The organism is Acinetobacter qingfengensis, from assembly GCF_008693185.1.
In the GTDB taxonomy this organism is placed as follows: Bacteria; Pseudomonadota; Gammaproteobacteria; order Pseudomonadales; family Moraxellaceae; genus Acinetobacter; species Acinetobacter qingfengensis.
Map to the genome: position 1 here is coordinate 16332 of NZ_VXKN01000010.1, position 17430 is coordinate 33761.

Annotated in this window: 17 protein-coding genes; 2 read left to right on the forward strand and 15 right to left on the reverse strand. The window is 40.0% G+C overall.

What is annotated here, in order from left to right; all coding sequences use genetic code 11:
• Window positions 1-74: 74 nt before the first annotated feature.
• The 11 genes from F4V57_RS11880 to mazG form a co-directional block, all read right to left on the reverse strand.
• The gene (locus F4V57_RS11880; protein ID WP_070070930.1) at window positions 75-872 is read right to left on the reverse strand and encodes an SDR family NAD(P)-dependent oxidoreductase; all 798 of its coding nucleotides are present in this window, start codon (window positions 870-872) and stop codon (window positions 75-77) included.
• A 90-nt stretch (window positions 873-962) separates the two neighbouring features.
• The gene (locus F4V57_RS11885; protein WP_070070931.1) at window positions 963-1334 is read right to left on the reverse strand and encodes a MerR family transcriptional regulator; all 372 of its coding nucleotides are present in this window, start codon (window positions 1332-1334) and stop codon (window positions 963-965) included.
• Window positions 1335-1408: 74 nt separating this feature from the next.
• On the reverse strand, window positions 1409-1945 hold the full coding sequence (gene yjgA, locus F4V57_RS11890; RefSeq protein ID WP_070070932.1) for a ribosome biogenesis factor YjgA: 537 nt from the start codon (window positions 1943-1945) through the stop codon (window positions 1409-1411).
• Window positions 1945-2214: an HPr family phosphocarrier protein gene (locus F4V57_RS11895; RefSeq protein WP_070070933.1), complete on the reverse strand. Its 270-nt coding sequence runs from the start codon at window positions 2212-2214 to the stop codon at window positions 1945-1947. Before F4V57_RS11895 ends, yjgA begins: the two co-directional genes overlap by 1 nt.
• Complete coding sequence (gene rapZ, locus F4V57_RS11900) at window positions 2211-3062, reverse strand: RNase adapter RapZ (RefSeq protein WP_070070934.1); 852 nt, start codon at window positions 3060-3062, stop codon at window positions 2211-2213. The genes F4V57_RS11895 and rapZ overlap by 4 nt, the downstream gene beginning before the upstream one ends.
• Before the next feature lie 24 nt (window positions 3063-3086).
• Window positions 3087-3935: a pantoate--beta-alanine ligase gene (panC, locus tag F4V57_RS11905; RefSeq protein WP_070070935.1), complete on the reverse strand. Its 849-nt coding sequence runs from the start codon at window positions 3933-3935 to the stop codon at window positions 3087-3089.
• Complete coding sequence (panB, locus tag F4V57_RS11910; protein WP_070070936.1) at window positions 3932-4744, reverse strand: 3-methyl-2-oxobutanoate hydroxymethyltransferase; 813 nt, start codon at window positions 4742-4744, stop codon at window positions 3932-3934. The genes panC and panB overlap by 4 nt, the downstream gene beginning before the upstream one ends.
• 38 nt (window positions 4745-4782) lie before the next feature.
• Window positions 4783-5274, reverse strand: a complete 492-nt coding sequence (folK, locus tag F4V57_RS11915) for a 2-amino-4-hydroxy-6-hydroxymethyldihydropteridine diphosphokinase (RefSeq protein ID WP_070070937.1) — start codon at window positions 5272-5274, stop codon at window positions 4783-4785.
• Window positions 5271-6731, reverse strand: coding sequence for a polynucleotide adenylyltransferase PcnB (gene pcnB / locus F4V57_RS11920; RefSeq protein WP_070070938.1), 1461 nt, complete (start codon window positions 6729-6731; stop codon window positions 5271-5273). The genes folK and pcnB overlap by 4 nt, the downstream gene beginning before the upstream one ends.
• 100 nt (window positions 6732-6831) lie before the next feature.
• Window positions 6832-7269 carry a ComEA family DNA-binding protein gene (locus F4V57_RS11925; RefSeq protein ID WP_070070939.1) on the reverse strand — a complete coding sequence of 146 codons (438 nt, stop codon included), beginning with the start codon at window positions 7267-7269 and terminating at the stop codon, window positions 6832-6834.
• Window positions 7253-8023: a nucleoside triphosphate pyrophosphohydrolase gene (mazG, locus tag F4V57_RS11930; RefSeq protein WP_070070940.1), complete on the reverse strand. Its 771-nt coding sequence runs from the start codon at window positions 8021-8023 to the stop codon at window positions 7253-7255. Before mazG ends, F4V57_RS11925 begins: the two co-directional genes overlap by 17 nt.
• A gap of 135 nt (window positions 8024-8158) precedes the next feature.
• On the opposite strand from mazG, the gene F4V57_RS11935 reads away from it, so the two are divergent.
• Complete coding sequence (locus F4V57_RS11935) at window positions 8159-8806, forward strand: hypothetical protein (RefSeq protein ID WP_070070941.1); 648 nt, start codon at window positions 8159-8161, stop codon at window positions 8804-8806.
• Window positions 8807-8865: 59 nt separating this feature from the next.
• Here the strand turns inward: F4V57_RS11935 and F4V57_RS11940 are convergent, their stop codons facing one another.
• Genes F4V57_RS11940 through cysM form a run of 4 tightly spaced genes read right to left on the reverse strand, consistent with a single transcriptional unit; the run spans window position 8866 to window position 14393 of the window.
• Entirely contained in the window at window positions 8866-11181 is a 2316-nt protein-coding gene (locus F4V57_RS11940) for a RelA/SpoT family protein (protein WP_070070942.1), read from the reverse strand.
• A 22-nt stretch (window positions 11182-11203) separates the two neighbouring features.
• Entirely contained in the window at window positions 11204-12625 is a 1422-nt protein-coding gene (gene rlmD / locus F4V57_RS11945) for a 23S rRNA (uracil(1939)-C(5))-methyltransferase RlmD (protein ID WP_070070943.1), read from the reverse strand.
• Between the two features lie 23 nt (window positions 12626-12648).
• On the reverse strand, window positions 12649-13470 hold the full coding sequence (locus F4V57_RS11950; RefSeq protein WP_070070944.1) for a 3'-5' exonuclease: 822 nt from the start codon (window positions 13468-13470) through the stop codon (window positions 12649-12651).
• Entirely contained in the window at window positions 13470-14393 is a 924-nt protein-coding gene (gene cysM, locus F4V57_RS11955) for a cysteine synthase CysM (RefSeq protein ID WP_070070945.1), read from the reverse strand. Before cysM ends, F4V57_RS11950 begins: the two co-directional genes overlap by 1 nt.
• 181 nt (window positions 14394-14574) lie before the next feature.
• Here cysM and F4V57_RS11960 point away from each other — a divergent pair, with 181 nt between their 5' ends.
• A complete protein-coding gene (locus tag F4V57_RS11960; RefSeq protein ID WP_070070946.1) occupies window positions 14575-17379 on the forward strand; it encodes a response regulator in 2805 nt (934 codons plus the stop codon).
• The last annotated feature ends 51 nt before the right edge of the window (window positions 17380-17430 follow it).

Below are 17430 nucleotides of genomic sequence, written 5' to 3' on the forward strand. Positions count from 1 at the left end.
ACTTGTGATTAAGAACTGAAAATATTGCAGGGGAATACCCTAAAGAAATTAACCTGCAATATTCAGCAACCCGCTTATACTTTTACTCGCTTCTTCAACATATTGGATGTCAGTTTAACCATCATTGATCTTGGTAAAATTCTTGATAGTTGTGCAGTAAGATAATTATTTATTCCAGGTACACAATATAATTTATTTTGATCAAGTGCTTGTATGGCAGCCTGTACAACTTCTTGCACTGTTGATGCAGACATCCCCGTAGTATCTGCATTGGCAGTTTGAGCGAAATTTGTGGTTGTATTTCCCGGGCACAAAGCCAAGAACTTTATTCCTTGACCAGAATACTCCCCAGCAAGCGCATCAGTGAAATTCAATACAAAAGATTTTGACGCTGCATAAATCGCAATATAAGGTAATGGCTGAAATGCAGCAGTTGAAGCTAGATTAATCACTACTCCTTTCTTTCTTGCTAACATTGCTGGTAAAAATAAATAACTTAAATCTACAAGTGCGTGAATATTTAAATTCAACATATCATGATAGCTTTCTAATGATTCATTCAAAAAATTTGCCCATTTACCAAAACCAGCATTATTTATCAGAATATCAATGGATTTATTTAAATGCTGAATATCGTTAAATAGCTTTTGAGCTGCGCCAGCTAGCGTTAAATCCAGTACCAACACATCAATCTCAACCTCGTATTTTGCTTTTAATTCGGCAGCTAAGTGCTGTAATGATTGTTCTGATCTTGCTGTAATTACTAAATGAATACCATAACTTGCCAATATTCTGGCAAACCCCATTCCAATACCAGAAGATGCACCTGTAATTAGGGCTGTTGAACCTTTAAATAATGCCAATGTATCCATTGTTTTGACCTAAAAATAAATAAGGCATTGACTATAAACCCTGCCCTTAAGGTAAGAGTCAAATAAATTTTTTCCTTTGTGGCAATAAAGTTAGTCAAGGTCTTTGTCTTTTTTATAAAGATCTATAAGCTCTAACTCTAAAGCTGTCAAATTTTTTTCAATTAATGCCAATTTTTCTTGTTGTTGCCGGATTTGCTGGTGTTTTTGTTGAAAAAGCTGTTGTGCAAGATCGAGAGGAAAACGTTTTTGTTGCGCTTTAATCTGTGCTAACTCTGTAATTTCAGCCAGACTAAATCCCACGGCCTTCGCACGATGAATCATCTTGATTAAGTGTACGTGTATTGGATCGTAGATGCGATAATTACCTTTACGCTGTGGGATCGGCAATAATCCTAATGCTTCATAATGTCGGATAGCTTTTTGTGTTGCACCTGTCAGTGCTGCCAATTGACCAATATACATTACGTTAATCCAATTCAGAATAAACAATACTGCGAAATTTCTAGAATTTCGCAGTTTAAAAAATACTTTGTAGCTTACTCAGAAATTAATGCAACTTGTTGGACATAGTTAATAATATTTTGGCGTAAAATTTGTAAGCTTTCAGCATCAGCATTGTTTTGTGCATCACGTTGATAACGCAATACATGCTGTCTTAATGTATGACGTTCAGCTGCTTGATATTGCTTACAAAACTCATGAATTGCTGTATCGCCCTGCTCAATCACCCGATCAACCCAACGCATTAGTTGCGCCTGTTTTTTAGCACCTTGTTTAGGCACAAGAAAGCTCAATAGTACCGTTTCGTCTTCATTACGTAATAATTTACCAATACGCTGAAATTGTCTGCGGCGTGCTTCAAAAGAACTTATATTTTCCAATTCTAAAAATGCATCAATGAGTCTTTCATCAACCGGCAATTTTTGAAGTTGTTTTTTGGGTAATGCTGCAAGTTGCTCAGCCAGTGCAGCCAATCGCTGTATATGACGTTTTTGTTCAGCCTTACTAATACGGCCATCTTCTGGTAAATCTTCAAAATCTTGTTCGGTATAAGAACGTGGACGCCGAGCCATTATTCAGCCTCATAAAATTTAGCGTTAAATAATGCCTGAATCGCCTCACAGGCTTTTTCTTCATCAGATCCTTCAATCACCAAGCGCAATTGTGTGCCTTTACCAGCACCGAGCATTAAAAGTGACATAATATTTTTGGCATCGATTAATTCCTTGCCTTTGCCGAGTTGAATACTGGAGCGATAGCGACTGGTAACTTCAATCAATTTTCCTGAAGCACGTGCATGAAGTCCTAGTTTATTAATTACGTTTACGGTAGTGTCAATCATGACCAGTGTTTCATTTCCCGATGTAAAACTTGCACCGACCATTTTGCCTGAAGTGCTTTGGCAAGTCTATCTACAAAATAAACCGAACGGTGCTGACCGCCGGTACAACCAAAGGAGATGGTAATAAATTGACGATGGCCCTGACTAAATACTGGCAACCATTTTTGTAAAAATTGCTCAATATCCTCATACATATCATTGACCATATCATCAGCAGCCAGAAACTCCTGTACCGGAATATCTAGTCCAGAATATGCCCGCAATTCACTAATCCAGTGTGGATTTATCAGATGCCTGAGATCGAAGACATAATCTGTATCCAAAGGCAAACCATGTTTAAAGCCAAAAGACTGTAAAATCACCACCAGTTTGTCACCTTGCCCTAGTTTAACTGACAAGGTATGACGCAAATCATGTACATTTTTATTACTGGTATCAATAGTTAAAGTAGCACGACGATAAATTGGATACAGTAATTGCTCCTCAACACGAATACATTCAGTCAATGAATCATATTTTGTGGCTAGAGGATGTGGTCTTCGAGATGAGGCATAACGTGCTAATAAAACATCTTCCCTTGAAGTAAGATAAATGACTTCAAATACGCCATAATGTTGTAACTCATCCAGTACTTCATCGATAGAAATCTGATCATTTTGTAAACTACGGATATCAACACCCAATGCCAATAATTCCATGGCATTGTCCTGATCAAGTTTTGCAACGATACCTGGAACTAGCGAAATGGGCAGATTATCAATGGTATAATAACCAAGATCTTCAAGCACTTGTAACGTTGAGGTTTTACCAGAACCTGAACGCCCTGTCACCAATACAATTTTTTTCATGTTGTGATGATGCCACTCTTATTTTTAATTCGGAATATATTTGACCAGTAAATTATCGATTAAACGTGGTTGCCCCAATTTCGCTGCTACAAACAACATAATATCCTGATTAAATTGTTGTACCGACTGTAAATGAGGCGTGTAGGCTTCGACATAATCGATTTCAAAACCAGCCTGTTGCAGCGTATCACGAATATTCTGTAAAACTACGGATAAATCTTCGCCACTTTGTAACGATTGTTTTGCAGCCAATAAACTTTGATAAATCACTGGTGCCTGTTGGCGTTGTTGTTCTGTCAAGTAGCCATTACGAGAACTTAATGCCAGACCATCTTCTGCACGAGCAATCGGTACACCCACAATATCTAGTGGAAGATTTAAATCCCTTGTCATGGCTCTGATCACTTCTAGCTGTTGCCAGTCTTTTTGTCCAAAAAAAGCCGTATTGGGTTGTACAATATTAAATAGTTTAGTGACAACCGTCGCTACACCATCAAAATGTCCGGGACGTGATTGCCCACAAAGTAAATCCGTAATACCTGACACAACCACACTGGTTTTACGAACATGATCACCATACATTTGCTGTACTGTCGGTGCGAACAATAAATCACAACCGACATCTGCCAATAGATGGCTATCGGCTTCCAATGTACGCGGATAATTATCGTAATCTTCATTTGGCCCAAACTGAATTGGATTCACAAAAATACTAACAACCACAACATCACATAATTTTTTTGCTTCCCGAACCAGACTTAAATGCCCTTCATGTAAATTGCCCATGGTCGGTACAAAGCCAATCGTTTTACGAGCCAATCGTGCTGATGCTAAAGCTGCATTTAAGCCTTGTATAGTGGTTTCAGTTTTCATGATGACAACTCAACTTGAAAGGTATGTTCTATGGCTGGAAATTCCTGATTGATGACGGCATCGTGATAGGCTTTGATGGCATTCACAATGGCATGTTCACCTGATTGCTCCCGCATAAAGTTACGAACAAATCGTGCGACTTTACCAAAATTTAACCCTAACATATCCTGAACAACCAATACTTGTCCGTCAGTATCTGCACCTGCACCAATGCCAATGACAGGAACATCAAATGTTGCAGCCACTTCTTTGGCAATCGCTGCGGGAACACATTCCAATAACAATAATGCAGCACCAGCTTCAACAACAGCATGACAATCTGCAAGTAATTGATCTGCGGCATTGCGGGTTTTGGCTTGAAGTCTGTAACCACCGAATAGATTTACAAATTGCGGTGTCAGTCCCAAATGTACGCATACAGGTACGCCATTATGCGTTAAAGCTTGCACACTATCTGCAAGCCATGCTCCACCCTCAATTTTTACTGCATGCGCACCAGCCTGCATGACTGCACCTGCATTTTTCAATGCATCCGTAACCGTGGCATAACTCATAAATGGTAGATCTGTCATGATAAATGCATGTTGATTAGCACGGGCAACTGCCTGAGTGTGATAGATCATGTCCTGAACAGTTACAGGTAAGGTAGAATCGTGTCCCTGAATCGTCATACCAAGCGAATCTCCTACCAGAATACTATCAATTCCGGCTTGCTGAATAGCTTTGGCAAAACTTGCGTCATAACAAGTCAGACAGGAAAATTTACGTCCTTCTGTTTTAAATTTTTTTAAATCTGTCAAGCTAATCATAATGTAATCCTCTTGCTGTAACGATCCCTATTATCCCGTTAATGATACCAGTCTGAATCTGCAATTACTTTTGCAGTCGCTTGCTGAATACAAGGCAATTCTCTTAAATTCTGTTGATTGACCTGCATATCTGGCGCAAGATCCAATAATGGTAAAATTACAAAATCACGTAATAACAATCCAACATGAGGTACTGTTAAACGAGGGTGATTAATTTCTAATGTGGCGTATAATAATAAATCCAGATCCAGGGTACGCTCTCCCCAATGACGCAATCGCACCCGTCCCGACTCATTTTCAATACGTTGTAACTCATCCAATAAAGCCAATGGTTCCAGTGTAGTTTGTAAGTTAACCACAGCATTTAAATAATTTGGCTGATCCTGAGGCCCCATGGGGGGACTGGAATATAAACGTGACACATGTATTGTGCCAAGATCTTCAAGTTGCTGTACAGCATGTTTTAAGGTTTGCCGACTATCCCCCAGATTACTACCCAGACCAATATAGCACTGCTGAATCTGACTCATTGTGTCGGTCCAAAAACCACATGGCTTAAATCACGTTGAACACGGCGGCGTTTTAAAATCGGATGGTCAGGTGAGATGCCTTGACCTTGCTGCATACTCACTGGTACCTTATCGATAATTTCTGCACGTTGTTGTTTCACCAGTGCTTTTTGTTTGGCACGCCGGGCAGCTCGACTATTCACTTCGGTTTCCAATACGAGTGGCACAAATGGTTCCGCAGACTGTTCAGTCGTTTTTTTACGGGAGCGTTGCTGTTGACGACGATAATCGGCAATGGCCTTTTCTTTTTGGTCATTGTTCAATTCCTGAAATTGCTCCCACCATGCGCCCATATTTTGCGTTGCGGCATCGCCAGATTGTTCCCGTAACAATAAAAAGTCAAATCCTGCCCGGAATCGGGCATGGTTAACCAATTGCATAATGTGTTGGGCTTTAGGTGCAATCAGACGAGTTTGCATTTCCCAGACTTCTCGAATAAAGGTTTCGGCAAAACGAGGAATAATGGTACGTGTTGCCTGACGTTTTAGTACATCAATACTGGCCTGCGCTCGGGCTTCAGCGTCAATTACGCCTTTACTGCGATAAAACTCCATTCGCTCCAGATAAGGTTGCCATAATAAAACGGCATAAAAAAATGCTGAATTAATGGATTTACCTTGTGCAATACGTTTATCGGTATTTTCCGCTGCACGTTGCATTAGTGGTGTAATTTTTGGCTTAAGGTCTGCCAGTAATTGCTGCCAAATATGAAATTGAATCAATAAAGGTAAAAGCTGAGTCAATTTACCCATTGAAAACATTTTTTGTGATTCATCGTATAAACGGTGAGGTGATACTTCTCTAAGTAATTGAGTACATTCAGGCGTAAAAATGTCCAGAATTCCCTGATCGATCTGAAAACCAAGTTTTGCGGCAAAGCGTAATGTCCGCAACATTCGCACAGGATCTTCTTCAAACCGCTGTTTCGGATCTCCCAGTAAGCGTAATTTTTTTTGCTGAATGTCCTGAAATGCTTCACAAAAATCCAGTACAATTCCCTGACGCGGCTGATAATACATGGCATTAATACTAAAATCGCGCCGTGAAAAATCTTGTTCGATGCTGCCCCAGTTATTGTCTCTTAAAATCATACCTGAAGCACTGGTCACTGCTTTTTTTGGTGGAGCACGAAAGGTTGCAACTTCAATTAATTCACGACCTGAATGAACATGAGCCAATTCAAAACGGCGTCCAATAATTCGACAACGGCGTCCAAACACCTGTTTAATTTGTGCAGGGGTCGCATTGGTCACAGCATCAAAGTCTTTGGGATTTTCCCCAAGCATAAGATCACGGACACCGCCGCCAACGATATAGGCGTCATATCCTGCTTTGGATAAGCTATCGATAATTTCTAATATGGCAGGTGATAATTTTGATGTGGACAAACCACATTTCGAAGCACGCAAAGTTTGCAAAGAAGCTGGCTCCAAGTTGGAATTTAGCTAGTAAAGAATGGCTTAATCATATCGCTAACGCTGGCAAAGGGCAATTTGTTTATGCGCTTTCCACAGCATGCTAATCACGAATTTTAAGTTTATTTCTATTTTTTTCAAAGGTTTTTTCACCAATCCCTTTAACATTTTGCAAATCTTCAATTCTCTTAAAAGCACCATACTGTTGACGATATTGCACAATTGCTCTGGCTTTTTTTGTACCAATGTCGCTAAGTTTTGCTGATAATTCCTGTACTGTTGCGGTATTGATATTGACACTAAATTGTTCACCTAAAATAACAGTTTGTGGCTGCGACTGCGGATGTACTGCTGGTGAAGTATCAAGCAATTGTACGGCACGGACTTGTATGTTCTGACTGGATTTATATTGTTTTAAACGTAAATCATGCTGTTCCTGTCTGACTTTCCATGCATGATAATCCATCTGCTGTGCAGTATTCGCCAGCACAGTAGATGAAAATAAGTACGATATCAGTACCAAACTAAACTTTTTCAGCATCCTTTGCCTGATTCCATAAATCATCTAACTGTGAAAGATTACACTGTTCCGGACGCAAGCCTTGCTGCGCCAATTGCTGTTCAATATAGGCAAAACGCGAACGAAATTTAGAGATTGTAGCAAGTAATGCCTGATCACAATTTTGTTGTAATTTACGTCCGACATTGATCAATGCAAATAAACTATCGCCGAGTTCTTCTTCAATATGTACTGGATCATGCTGCTGAATGGCTTGTTTTAATTCCTGTATTTCTTCATCAAATTTTAACCATGCACCTTCGACATTTTCCCAGTCAAAATTTAATTTTGCTGCGTATTGCTGAATTTGCTGTGCCTGATGAATGCTTGCACCAAGTTTAACCTGATCCAGTGCGCTGACATGGGTTTGTCCTCGTTGCTGTTTTTCCTGTTGTTTAATTTGAGTCCATAACGCATTGACTTGATCTGTAGATAAATTAACATAATTTTCATCAAATACATGCGGGTGTCTGCGAATCAATTTTTGCTTCAGCCCCTCAACCACATCATAAAAATCAAATGCTCCCTGTTCACTATACATTTGTGCCTGAAAGATGACTTGTAATAATAAATCGCCTAATTCTTCCTGAATATGGGCAATCTCGCCCGACCTTACTGCATCTTCGACTTCATAAGCTTCTTCAATAGCATAAGGTGTCAGACTAGCCGGTGTTTGCTCTCGATCCCACGGACATTTTTCTCTTAGCGTTTGCATTAACTCAAGTAAATCCTGCATGGCTCTTGTCTTTTGCTCAAAAATTTATCTTACAACAAATTGCTGATATTTAACATTTTTAAGCTTGCTAATTTTTTTACTCTCAAACACCATGATGGCCTGTGATCACATGAATTTTTTGTTGGGAGAAGATTGATGTACTTACACAAAATTTCTGCATTACTCTTGGGTATGGGAAGTATACATTTTGCTTATGCAACTGTTGGCGGTTCTGAAATAATCGAAATGATTGGCTATTCAGCACGTGAACAAAAAGTTTATGTATTACGTCACTTTGAAGATGGGCGAGGACGTTTACCACAGCTTTATTATTATGATTTTAGCCAAAAAAATGCTGTAAATTATCCGCTAATACAGGTTGACTCTCTGTATATTAATCAGAAAACTGGAAAAATTGACTATGATCATCCTAATGAAGTGATTTTTGATCGGGAACTTGATCGGATTAAACGCCGTACTCAACCATTAATTCCGCTTAATCCAGCAATTTTTGAGGTTGAAATTCAACAAAGAAACAGCTCAACACAGCATGAATGGCATGATGTTGATTCCAATGATCAGGCGAATCCTGTTGTTCAATATATTTTTCAGTACAAAGTGAAAAATCGAAACTATCAAAGTCCAACACAAACGGCTAAGACCTTTTCTAATCAATTAGATGTTAAACAGGCTTATCGTATTCCACAGCAAAATAAATTACTGGTGACCATTGATTATTTTGGTATCCCATTAGAACAGGGATATCACATTGAAGATCCAGTACTTTTACAGCCTCAGCCATAAAAAAGACCCACAAATCAATTGTAGGTCTTTTTATATTAAAACATGATGCAGTGGTTTTTTTAATGGCCTTGCACTACACGACGCGCACTAATAATTCTCGGTTGTTGCTCTAGACGAGCCAATAATCGGGATAGTTGAGATAAGCCTTTCACTTCAATCATCAGTTTCATGTTGGCTATGCCATCAGTGTCTGACAATGTGTTGACCTGACGGATATTAATATGATCAGCAAAGATAACTTGTGTCAGGTCTTTGAGTAAACCTCGACGATCATAGGCTTCAACCATAATCTGGACACTTTGACCACGGGTGGGTTGCATTTCCCAATCGGCCTCGACCATACGCTCTGGTTCGTTTTCAATCATGCGTAAATAATCGGAGCAAGCAATTTTATGAATACTCACACCACGATTAATGGTGATGTATCCACCAATGGATTCGCCATGCACAGGCTGACAACATTGTGCAATATGCAGCTCAACATTATCCAGACCATCAATCAGAATGCCATGAGCAGAAAGTGTACGGCTCGCTCGTGGATTAAGCGCAGGTTTAAGTACTAGTTCAGGTTCACCATCATCAATGTGCATTTGACGATTAATTTGATTCATCAAGCTATGCAAGCCGATATCGCCTGTGACCAAACCAATCAAAATATCATCACCAGATTTCACATTAAAGGTTGAACAGTAATCACTTAAATCAATGCTTTTGGGATGTAATGCTAAACGAGTTAATTCTTTATGCAGAATTTCCCGTCCAATTTCCAGATTTTTACTGCGATCCTGCTGTCTAAACCAGTGACGTAATTTATCACGTGCCCGTGCCGTCTTGATATAACCCAAAGAGTTCACTAACCAGTCACGATTAGGTTCACGATCTTTCTTGGTCAAAATTTCAACTTGTTCGCCCGTTTTTAGCTCATAAGTTAGCGGAACATAACGCTGATTTACTCGTGCCGCATAGCAATGATTACCCACCTCGGTATGTACATGGTAGGCAAAATCCAGAACCGTTGAGCCTCGCGGTAATTCTTTAATGTCCCCATCACGACTAAACACATAAACTTTTTCGTAGCCTTCCAGATCCTGAATTAAATCGGTATTGTCATGATCTTCTTCATTGGATTGTAAACCTGGTTGCGCTTCTTTGCGTTCCTGATAATTTTCAAGTACAGAGCGTAAGGAATGCAGACGATGATTAAAAGAATGATCAGTACGCTTTTGACCTTCTTTATAATTAAAATGTGAGCATACACCCAGCTCTGCTTCCTGATGCATGCTTTTGGTTCTAATTTGTACTTCAAGTGATTTATTTTCAGCAATCACAGCCGTATGCAATGAGCGATAACCATTGGCTTTGGGATTAGTAATATAATCATCAAACTGATGTGGAATATGTCGCCAGATCTGATGAACGATGCCTAATGAGTGATAGCATTCCGGCACACTGTTCACCAAAACTCTTAAAGCACGAATATCATACAATTGGTCAAAGCTTAGATTTTTCTTGCGCATTTTACGGTAAATCGAATAGATGTGCTTGGCACGTCCCATGATTTCCGCTTCAATCCCGTTTTCTTCCAGCTCATCCTTTAGAGTTTTGATAACATGCTGAATATATTGCTCACGTTCAGTACGTTTTTCATTGAGTAAAGTTGCAATTTCCTTATAACGGTCTGGCGATAAATAACGAAATGCCAGATCTTCCAGTTCCCATTTTAGCTGGGCAATCCCCAAACGATGTGCCAACGGAGAATAAATGGTTAGAATTTCTCGTGCAACCCGTTCCTGTCGGTCTTTAGGTGCATTATTCAATTGACGCAGTACATAGGTACGTTCGGCCAGTTTAATCAGCACAACCCTTACATCTTCGGTGACAGCAATCAGCATTTTATAAATACCGGTTAAATGTTCACGCTGGTCATTATTAAAATGATCTTCCAGATGTTTATTGTTTTCAATCAGTTCAGACAATTGCCCCATGGCCAATGTGCCTTTTACCAATTGCGATACGGCATGACCAAATTCCTGTTCAACTTCATCCAATGTAGTCAATTCTTCACGGACACTACGATATAGTACCGCAGCAACCAGTGTTTCTTCATCGACATTCAGATGTGCCAGAATATCTGCCATACCAATACCCATGGCAAAGGTATTGCTACGATGTTTAATGGTACTGTTAATTTCATGATCCAGTGCCAGATGACTGGCACGATGTAGAGCATCTAAATCCTGAAAATTATTGTTCTGTTGTTTTAACCGCTCTAGCCAAGCCACCAAATCGATCTGTGTTTCGGCGGCATGTTCTCCAGTGGTCACTGCTGAAACCTGATTCAATCGTCCCGGCAGTTGTTCTCGTACTGTGACCATACCATCCTCCCTTTCATTATATTCATCTTTCTTTATCGCTCGTTATCGTGGCGATTTTTTCAAATAAGGCAATAGACTCAACATGTTCTGTATGGCTAAACATATCCATAATTCCAGCCTTTACCAAACGATAACCCTGCTGTATCAGAATTGCGGCATCTCTTGCTAAAGTTGCCGGATTACATGACACATAAACGATCCGTTTTGCAGCAAAGTTCGCTGCATAGTGCATTACCTGTTCTGCTCCAGAACGTGGTGGATCAATCAAGAGCGCATCAAATCCCTGTTTTGCCCATGTTTGATTAGAGAAATCCTGTGACAAATCCTGCGCATAGAAAGAAACTTGTTGAAGTTGATTACGTTTGGCATTTTCTTCACCACGCCGCACCATTTCCTCAACACCTTCAACAGCAATCACTTGTCCAGTCTTACCAACACATTGTGCTAATGCCAATGAAAAATTACCTAGCCCACAAAATAAGTCCAAAACTCTTTCGCCTCGTTGTAAATCAAGCAATTGGCATGCCATATACACCATTTGTCGGTTTACATTTGCATTAACCTGAGTAAAATCCAGTGGTGAAAACGCCAGATTCAGAGCAAACTCAGGTAACGCATAATGCAAGCGCATTGTAGCATTTTCTGCGTCTATACGTTGTAGCGTTTGGTAGCGATCTGGCAACAAATACAGCTGCCACTGGTGTTTTTTTACAAAATCTAACAATTTTTCAATATCTTGGCGCTGTAAAGAAGTAACATGCCGGATCAAAAGTGCAACATCTCTATCGCCCAATGCAAATTCTATATGCGTGATTGCTGTTTTATTTTCAAGAGAAGCCAAGGTTTGTGTTAGTGCCAATAAATGTGCTGATACTCGCTGATCCAGTACACTACATTGTTGAATAGGTACCAGATAATTACTGTTTTGTTCACGAAAACCTAACACCATTTGTTGTTGTTTTTCACGCCAGCGCACCCCCATTCTGGCTTTACGACGATAATCTGCCTGCGCATTTCGAATTGGTGGCAACCACTCCTCTGGAGAAACACCTGCAAAATGCTGTAAATGTGAGGCAACCACCTGTTGTTTAAAGATAATTTGTTGTTCTGCATCCAAATGCTGTAACGAACAACCACCACAAACACCAAAATGTTGACATGTTGGCGCCACTCGATGAGAAGAGACATGATCAATCACCTGAATTAATTCAGCTTCATCAAACCGTTTATGCGTTTTAGTGATTTTGGTCTGAACAAGCTCTCCGGGTAAAGCAAAACGTACAAAAGCTTTTTTGCCTTGCTGTTTTGGATCATGTGTAGCCTGATCGCCATAAAGTGCGACTCCACGTCCCTCATGTGAGAGGTTTTGGATTGTAAACGTTACACTCTGGCTACTTTGACTTTGTTGCTGTCGCTTTGGCTGTGAACGTGTCTGTCTTTTCAAGTTTTTTCCAAAAAAAATAGCGCCTATGGATTTTGCAAGAAATCATTGGCAGTAAATGCAGTGCCTAAACAACTCTTTTGCCACTGCTGTAAAAATGCCGCATGCTGTGCATGTTGCTGTAAATAACCGATGGTACGCTGAATCCAATATTGGTGCTGCTGCTGATCAACAAAACCTCGAAGTAACAACCAACGTAAATAAACCAGCCATGTGTTGAGAACATCGCTTTCGCAATAACAACCAAGCGCTGCCCACTGTGCCTGCTGTACAAACTCAGCAACATCATTTCCGCTGATGCCTTGCTTACCGGGATATCCTAAAATTCTGACAATCTCATCAAGTTTTTGGAACGATTTTTGATTAAATCCGGACAAGACATCCATCAAATCAGTATGTCTGGGCAAATAACGGTTTTGATAATTATTATAACGTTTTTGCTGATCCCATTCGCCTTGCTCAAATAAGGTTGCTGCGGTAATACCATGATATAAGCAACGATACATAATGACAGGCAAATCAAATTGTGTACCATTCCAGCTCACTAGAATGGGCTGTTTTTTTTCAAAAATCCCTGTGAATTTTTGTAGAATTTCTTTTTCACTATATTCATGCTGCGTCCAAGAAAATAGCTGAAACTTACCTTCATCAATCCATAACCCAGAGATACAAACCACTTGATGCAAGGGTAATTTTGCAAAATCTGTTCCCGCTTCCTGCCTTCGTAATTTTGCCAATGCCTGTAACGAAGATTCATCAGCAAGATCAAGCTGATAAAGCTGGCTTCCTGCCTTTATATCAGTCATGGTTTCTACATCAAATATCAATATAGGAAAGCCAAACATCATTATTCCTTGTCTTGAACTGAAAATAATCCGGTTGATAAATAACGATCACCACGATCACAAATGATACAAACAATGACTGCATCAGGATGAGTTTTTGCAATTTCCAGTGCAGCCCAAACAGCACCGCCAGAAGACACGCCTGCACTGATCCCTTCTTCACGTGCCAGACGGCGCATAGCGACTTCAGCATCTTTTTGATCAACATCCATAATCTGATCAACACGACTGGCCTCAAAAATTGTTGGTAAATACGCTTTTGGCCAGCGCCGAATGCCCGCAATACTCGAACCTTCTGAAGGTTGTAAGCCAACAATTTGAATATCTGGATTCTGTTCTTTTAAATATTTTGACACACCCATAATGGTGCCTGTCGTTCCCATAGAACTAACAAAATGCGTAATTTTCCCCTGTGTTTGTTGCCAAATTTCCGGTCCTGTGGTCAGGTAATGTGCTTCAGGATTATCCTGATTTCCAAACTGATTCAATACCAATCCTTTACCTTCTGCCTGCATTTGTAGCGCAAGGTCACGTGCGCCTTCCATACCTTGTGCCTTGGTAACTTCAACCAATTCTGCACCGTAGGCAAGCATGGCATCTTTACGCTCCTGACTCATGTTATCCGGCATGATCAAAATCATTCGATATCCACGCATCGCTGCAACCATTGCCAAAGCAATCCCTGTATTGCCACTGGTTGCTTCAATTAAAGTATCGCCCGGTTTAATCTCTCCGCGACGCTCAGCTTGCATAATCATGTTATAGGCAGGACGATCCTTAACGGAGCCTGCCGGATTATTCCCTTCTAACTTCGCCAAGACCGTGGCAGTACACTGATTCAATCGTTGTAAACGTACCAGTGGCGTTTTACCTACATAGTCATCTAGTGTGTATTGGGCTTGTTCAAAAAGGGAGTTGCTGTTCATATTTGGCTCTTCAACGCTATGCCGATTTTCATCAATAGTTGCCTATTGTAGTGAAAAACCTTTGTGCCTGCACCTGATCTCATCATAATTCAACATGAAATATCTGGAGTTTTTCACAGTGTAGAAAAAATACATGATAGTATTTCGCCTGAGAAATTCCGCAAGATGTTGATCGCACACCATGCAACGACCATCAGAAACTTTCTGGCAACGTTTTAAAATCAGCAATGCTTACGGGCAGTTGATTGCCTTGATTTTTGTACCAATCACCATACTGGCGCTAACAGGTGCAATCATTGTACTCAACGAAATTTATCATTCCAGCAGAGCGCAACAAACCTCGGCAGCATCTGCTATTTTGACTCGTTATCATCAAACAGCCAAAATTTTATTAGAGCTTACCCATCAACATCCTGATCAAATCAATACTGCAAAAAATATTCTCATGTATATGCGCAACGAACCTGATCTGGTACGTAGTGCAATTGTAAGTAATACTGGCGAAGTCATCATTAGTGCAGGATTAGATGTTCCGGATTCATGGCCTGATCCGCCAGAAAATGAAACACGTTTTGGCCCCATAAAACAAGCTGGTAGCAGTATTTTTGCCCTTCAAATTCAAACCAGTGAAGCAGAGCCGGCCTGGTTAATGATTGCATTGGACAATCGTTCCTATGCGATTACCCGTTACCGGGTACTTTTAGCATTGGCTGTCACAGGACTACTGACTTTGCTATTATTATTGTTATGTTTAAATTTTTACTCTAGGCGCTGGATCGCACCAATTTATGAAATGCGGCTACAATTACAACGAATGAATGCCGAAAGCCTGGGAAGACCTTTTCAAACACAAAGTTCAGGTGAATTGGCGTTATTACAAAAAGATATTGCGCGATTATTAAGACGTCTAAACATCAGCTTTCTAGAACTACGTGAACATACAGAACAAACCGAAGATGATTTACGTAAAACACTAGATACATTGGAATTACAGAATATTACCTATAAACAGGCTCGGGATCAGGCGATTTCTGCCAATCAGGCCAAATCTGTTTTCCTTGCCAACATCAGTCATGAGTTACGAACACCGCTCAATAGTATCGATGGCTTTATCAATCTGATGTTGCGTCGGCAGCAACTCAATGATGAAAATCTAATGTATCTACAAACCATTCATAAATCATCGGCACATTTATTGGCTTTAATCAATGATGTACTGGATTTTTCCAAAATTGATGCTGGTAAATTGGAACTTGAAGTTGCCCCATTTAATCTGGAAGAGGCCATTTACGATGTCATGGATATGATGTCACCTTTGGCTTCGGAAAAAGGATTGGATATGGCAATGTATTTTGACAAACAATTGCCTTATATCGTCTACGGTGATGTTTTACGTTTCAAACAAATTGTCACTAACCTCATGTCCAATGCCATTAAATTTACCCCTGAAGGAGATATTATTCTTCGCACTCGCCTGGAACAGCAACACTTAAATACCGTTACTCTCTATTGCAGTGTACAAGACAGTGGGATCGGATTAAGCGGCACAGACCGCAAAAAATTATTTGCTTCATTCCAGCAAGGAGACACATCTGTTACCCGCCAATATGGAGGTACAGGTTTAGGTCTGGCCATTTCCCGCCAACTTGCACATATGATGCATGGCGAGATTAACTTTGAAGATAATCAGGAACGTAATCCAACAGAAAAAGGTTCTACCTTCTGGTTTACCGCAGAGTTCGAGATTGAACAAGAACGCCCAGAACAGGAACCGAATTTATCGTCTTATCATGTATTGAGTTTTATTGATCACCATGCAACGGCAAACATTCTAAAACAGTATCTAGAAGATTATGATGCGGCACATATTGAAGCAACATCAATTCTGGACTTGTTCAGCCGATTACGCACTTTTAATCATTACGGTGATAAGGGCTGGGTTTTTGTTGAACATTCCGGTGATACAGAATCATTATTACAAGAAATTCGTAATCGCTATACTGGTAATCTGGCTATTTACGGCTATCAGATGCGTCTTGATCCAAATGTATTAAAACAATACCACACCATTGCACTACATCAGCCGATTAGCCGAATTAATTTATTAAAAATTTTTAATAGCGAACAACCTGCAACTTTTATTGAACCCTTTAATGGTAACGGATTACATGTATTGGCTGTTGATGACCATTTACCAAATTTGATCGTACTTGAAGCTTTACTCAATGAATTAAACGTCAAAGTCAGTACGGCACTCAGTGGGCAAATGGCACTGGATCGTTTACATGCACGAATTGATCAAAATCAACCATTATTTGATCTTATTTTTATGGACATTCAAATGCCCGTGATGTCTGGTATAGAAACAACCCAAGCCATTCGCGCACTTGAATATGCAATGGAACGCCCAACTGTTTTACCTGTTATTGCACTAACAGCTCATGCCATGGCAGATGAAAAAGAACACTTATTAAAAGCTGGTTTCAATGATTATGTCACTAAACCCATTCAGCTTGAACAACTAATCAATATATTAACAACATGGACAGATATTCGAAGCACTCATTCCAATCAAAACGAATTATTAGACATTACTCCTGTTCATCCCACTCAGGTCGATCGGCAAATTCTGGACTGGAAACAAAGTGTAGAACTCTCTGCCAACAAAGAGGATCTTGCCAAAGATTTACTAAAAATGCTCATAGACAGCTTCAGTCGTGAACAGGAAGAAATGCAACAACTAATCGAAGATGAAGATTTTCCACAACTGGAACATAATCTACATCGTTTATATGGGGCAACTCGTTATGTGGGAACGCCTGAGCTTCAGCAGGTTTCTGGTGATTTTGAGCAATTTGTTTCTCAACTACGTAAGCAAAAACGTGTTGCTGATACTCAGTTTATAGAACAAGTCCATCAACGCTATATTTTCTTGCTTGAAGCCATGCAACGAGTAGAACATGCCGCAAAATCCTATTTAAGCTGAATACTGCGTCATTTTCAGGAGTTGGCAATCCATAACGAACTGTTATGCTAA